This window comes from uncultured Microbacterium sp., assembly GCF_913776565.1.
Lineage (GTDB): Bacteria > Actinomycetota > Actinomycetes > Actinomycetales > Microbacteriaceae > Microbacterium.
The window spans coordinates 1-4,955 of sequence record NZ_CAJYPF010000260.1 but is presented as its reverse complement, the minus strand read 5'-3'; the positions used below and the strand labels follow the sequence as shown (position 1 = coordinate 4,955).

The 4,955-nt window shown below is 71.4% G+C and carries 3 protein-coding genes; all 3 read left to right on the top strand.

Annotated features, from left to right (window positions below; genetic code table 11):
- Positions 1-1,106, top strand: a 1,106-nt coding sequence (locus tag QZ433_RS14380; protein WP_295784757.1) for a DNA polymerase Y family protein, incomplete at its 5' end; no start/stop codon positions are given.
- Between the two features lie 48 nt (positions 1,107-1,154).
- Complete coding sequence (locus QZ433_RS14375) at positions 1,155-4,616, top strand: error-prone DNA polymerase (protein WP_295784754.1); 3,462 nt, start codon at positions 1,155-1,157, stop codon at positions 4,614-4,616.
- Positions 4,617-4,679: 63 nt separating this feature from the next.
- Positions 4,680-4,955 (top strand): DUF2510 domain-containing protein (locus tag QZ433_RS14370; RefSeq protein WP_295784752.1); only part of this gene is annotated, 276 nt, incomplete at its 3' end.

Sequence of the window (4,955 nt, the reverse complement as noted above, 5' to 3'; positions counted from 1 at the left end):
TGTTCACCGCCGAGCAGGCCGCGCGCACGACCCCTGCCGACGACCCGGTGCGCATCGTCGAACCCGGCGCGGCGGGGGCCTTCCTCGCGCCGCTGTCGATCGCGACCCTCGACGACGACGAGTTCGGAAGCCTCCTCTCACGCCTGGGCGTGCACACGCTGGGCGATCTCGCCGCGCTGCAGGTCGAACGCGTCCGCGAGCGGTTCGGCGAGAGGGGGGTGCGCCTGCACGCGCTGGCAGGGGGTCTGGATTCGCAGCCGGTGCAGCCACGGACCCCGCCCCCCGAACTGCACCGTGACATCGCGTTCGAGCCGCCCCTCGACCTCGCCGACCAGGTCGCCTTCGGCGTGCGCGTGGCCGCCGAGGAGTTCATCGCCCAGCTGGGGGTGCACGGTCTGGTCTGCACCGAGCTGCGCGTGGTCCTCACGGGCGAGCGGGGTGAGCGCAGCGAACGCGTGTGGCTGCACCCCGGGGCGTTCGACGCGGCGGGTGTGGTCGACCGGGTGCGGTGGCAACTCGCCGAAGACGCGCAGGGGATCTTCGGCAGCGGTGTCGCGGGTGTGCACATCGAACCCGAAGCGGTCGATGCCGCCGCCCACCACGCCAAGGGGCTGTTCGGCGCCGGTCCCGACGAGCGCGTCCACCACGCGCTCTCGCGCGTGCAGGCCATGCTCGGACATCGTGCCGTGGCGACCCCGGTGATCGGCGGTGGGCGCTGGCTGGCCGAGCGCCAGGTGCTGGTGCCGTGGGGTGATCGTGCCGTGACGGCGAAGGAACGCTCGCGGCCGTGGCCGGGCAGTCTTCCCGACCCCCTCCCGGCCACGGTCTATCCCGAGCCGCGCCTCGTGGGCGTCACCGACGTCGCGGGGGCCCCGGTCACGGTGGGGGAGCGCGACGCGTTGAGCGCACCACCCGCGGTGCTCGAAACGGCGGGGCAACGAAGGCGCATCCGGGAATGGGCGGGCCCCTGGCCGATCAGCGAGCGCGGATGGGATGCGCTGCGAGCGCGTCGGGCCCACCGGTTCCAGGTCGTCGACGACGCCGGGGGCGCGTGGCTGCTCGTGGTCGAAGAGGGCGAGTGGAGAGCGGAGGGACGCTATGACTGAGGGCTCGGATCCGGCACGGTCCCCGCGGGACCGGGCGGTGAGGCACTGATGGGCTGGACCAATCCTCCGGTCAAGTGGTCGGAGCTCGAACGCCTGCTCAGCGACGCCCGTCGTCCGACGGGCGCCCCGCCCAACGGTGACGGGGGCGACAGTCCGGCCTGGTCGCACAAGCGCGGTGCGTACGTACCGCCCGCCATCGAGCGGCCCGACGACACCGTGCCCTACGCCGAGCTGCACGCGCACTCGTCGTACTCGTTCCTCGACGGCGCCTCCTCGCCCGAGGAACTCGTCGAAGAGGCCGAGCGGCTGGGACTGCACGCGCTCGCCCTCACCGACCACGACGGCTTCTACGGCATCGTGCGTTTCGCCGAGGCGGCCGAGGCCCGCACGGTCAAGACCGTGTTCGGGGCGGAGCTGTCGCTCGGACTCCCCGGCCCGCAGAACGGAGAAGCCGACCCGCACGGTTCGCACCTGTTGGTTCTCGCCCGTCGCGAAGAGGGGTATCACCGTCTGGCCGCAGCCATCACCCACGCGCAGCTGACCGGAGCCGAGAAGGGCCGCCCGGTCTACGACCTCGAAGAACTCGCCGAACGCGCCGGCGGTCCCCGCGACCCCCACTGGGCCGTCCTCACCGGATGCCGCAAAGGCGCGGTGCGGCAGGCGCTCGCCTTCGACGGGCCGGCGGGGGCCGCCCGCGAGCTCGACACCCTCGTCGACCTGTTCGGGGCCGAAGCCGTGTTCGTCGAGCTGATCGATCAGGGCGACCCGCTCGATTCCCGGCGCAACGACGTCCTGGCCGGCCTCGCCGCCGAGCGCGGCCTCGCAACCCTGGCCACCAACAACGTGCACTACGCGGCTCCCCGGAAAGAGCTGCTCGCAGCCGCCGTCGCCGCGGTGCGGGCCAATCGCGGCCTCGACGAGCTCGACGGCTGGCTCCCCGCCCACGCCGGGGCGCACCTGCGGTCCGGGGTCGAGATGGCGGCGCGGTTCCGGCGGTATCCGGGGGCCGTTGCCCGCACCGTCGAGCTCGCCGACGAGATCGCCTTCCCCCTGCGTCGGGCCAAGCCCGCTCTGCCGCGACAGAAGGTCCCCGAGGGGCACACCCCCATGTCGTGGCTGCGCCACCTCGTATGGCAGGCCGTCCCGCGGAAGTATCCGAACCTCTCCGACGACGACCGTCGGCGCATCGAGCGCGAGCTCGAGGTGATCGAGATGAAGGACTTCCCGGGCTACTTCCTCATCGTCTACGGCATCGTCGCCGAGGCGCGGCGTCGTGGCATCCTGTGCCAAGGGCGCGGCTCCGCGGCGAACAGCGCGGTCTGCTACCTGCTCGACATCACCGCGGTGGACTCGATCTTCTACAAGCTGCCCTTCGAACGCTTCCTCTCGAGCCTGCGCGACGAAGAACCCGACATCGACGTCGACTTCGACTCGGATCGTCGCGAAGAGATCATCCAGTGGGTCTATCGCGAGTACGGTCGCGAACGCGCGGCGCAGGTGGCCAACGTCATCCAGTACCGGCCCAAGAACGCCGTCCGCGACATGGCGCGGGCGCTCGGGCATTCGCCCGGGCAGCAGGACGCCTGGTCCAAGCAGGTCGAGCGCTGGGGTGCGAGCCTCGAGACCGGCGCCGACCACGACATCCCCGACCAGGTCATCGAGTTCGCGTCCGAGCTGCTGAAGGCGCCGCGGCATCTCGGCATCCATTCGGGGGGAATGGTGCTCACGGATCGACCGGTCGGCGAGGTGGTGCCCATCGAACACGCCCGTATGGACGACCGCACGGTCATCCAGTGGGACAAGGACGACGCCGCGTGGATGGGCCTGGTCAAGTTCGATCTGCTGGGCCTGGGCATGCTCGCCGCCCTGCAGTACTGCTTCGATCTGATCCACGACGCCACCGGCGAGCGGTGGGAGCTGTCGACCCTGCCCAAAGAAGAGAAGGCGGTGTACGACATGCTCTGCCGGGCGGACTCGATCGGGGTCTTCCAGGTGGAGTCGCGCGCGCAGATGGGACTGCTGCCGCGTCTGCAGCCCCGCAAGTTCTACGACCTCGTCGTGCAGATCGCGCTCATCCGTCCGGGGCCCATCCAGGGCGGCGCGGTGCACCCTTTCGTGCGGCGCAAGCTCGGGCAGGAGCCCATCACCTACGTCCACCCCAAGCTCGAACCCGTGCTCGCTCGCACGATGGGGGTGCCGGTCTTCCAGGAGCAGTTGATGCAGATGGCCGTCGCCGTCGGCAACTGCTCGGCCGAGGACGCCGACCTGCTGCGTCGAGCGATGGGTTCGAAGCGGGGGCTCGAGCGCATCGACTCCCTGCGCGAGACGCTGTACGCGGGCATGGCCGAGAACGGCCTGGTGGGGCGCGTCGCCGACGAGCTCTACGCCAAGATCCAGGCGTTCGCGAACTTCGGGTTCGCCGAGTCGCACTCCCTCTCGTTCGCGCTGCTGGTCTACGCGAGTTCGTGGATCAAGCTGCACTATCCGGCGGCGTTCCTCGCCGGCCTGCTGCGCGCACAGCCGATGGGGTTCTACTCGCCGGCCACGCTCACCGCCGACGCCCGCCGGCACGGCGTGGTGGTGCGCCGCCCCGACCTGCAGCGCTCGGGGGTCGAAGCGACGCTCGAACCCGTCGACGAGGTGGCGGGGACCGGGGGAGGAGCAGAGGGGGATGCCGCGGCGGCCCCCGGGCAGAAGCGGCGGCCGACCGGACGCGACGCGTGCGCCGATGCCCGGCAACCGCCGACGGGGGAGTTCGATCCGCGCGAGCCCGACGAGACCCTGGCGCACCGCCGCGACGGAGGGTTCGCGGTACGACTGGGACTGGCGGGGGTCACCGGGATCGGCGCCAAGGTGGCCGCCCGGGTCGTGGCGGAACGCGAACGCGGGGGTCCCTACCGCGACCTGCGCGACCTCGTGCGCCGCACCGGGCTCGTCACCGCCCAGGTCGAGGCGCTCGCGACGGCGGGGGCGTTCGAGAGCCTGGGTCACACGCGGCGCGAGGCCATCTGGCTGGCGGGATCGGCGGCACTGGACCGCCCGGAGTTCCTGCCCGATTCACTCGTCGCGGTGCAGCCTCCGCTGTTCACCGACCCCTCGAGCTACGAGGTGCTCGCGGCCGATCTGTGGGCGACCGGTCTGTCCACTGACGATCACCCGCTGGTCCATTTCCGGGCGGCGCTCGACGCGCGGGGGGTGATCACCTCGCGCGACCTGCGCACCTTTGAGACCGACCGACGCATAGAGGTCGCGGGGCTGGTCACCCACCGGCAGCGGCCGGCCACGGCATCCGGGATCACCTTCCTCAACCTCGAGGACGAGCACGGACTCATGAACATCATCTGCTCGGTGGGGGTGTGGAACCGCTACCGCCGCGTGGCACGAGAGTCGCCCGCACTGATCGTGCGGGGAATGCTCGAACGGTCCGTCGAGGGGGTGACGAACGTGGTGGCCGACGGGTTCACCGACCTGCGGGTGGGGGTCGCCCACGCCTCACGCGACTTCCGGTGACGTCGATCGTGCTCACTAGACTCGGGCCATCTCGCCCGGTTCCGCATCAGACAGGGAAACCACATGACCGACTCACCCACTCCGCCCGACGGCTGGTACCCCGACCCCGCCGGGGGAGGTGGACTGCGCCGCTGGAACGGCACCTCATGGACCGACGAACTGCGCTCGCACGACGGCAGTGCGGTGGCGCCCACGGTCGACGAGTCGACCCGTGACACCCGAGAGCAGTCGAACGACGGACAGGATGCCGCGGGCTCGGGCGTCGAGCCGGCGAGCGTCGAGCCCGCGCGTGTCGAGCCCTCGAACGTTCAGCCCGAGAGCGCTGAGCCCGAGAGCGCT

Coding starts and splice junctions, on each gene's coding strand:
- QZ433_RS14375 (WP_295784754.1), top strand. CDS start 1,155: ATGGGCTGGACCAATCCTCCGGTCAAGTGGTCGGAGCTCGAACGCCTG.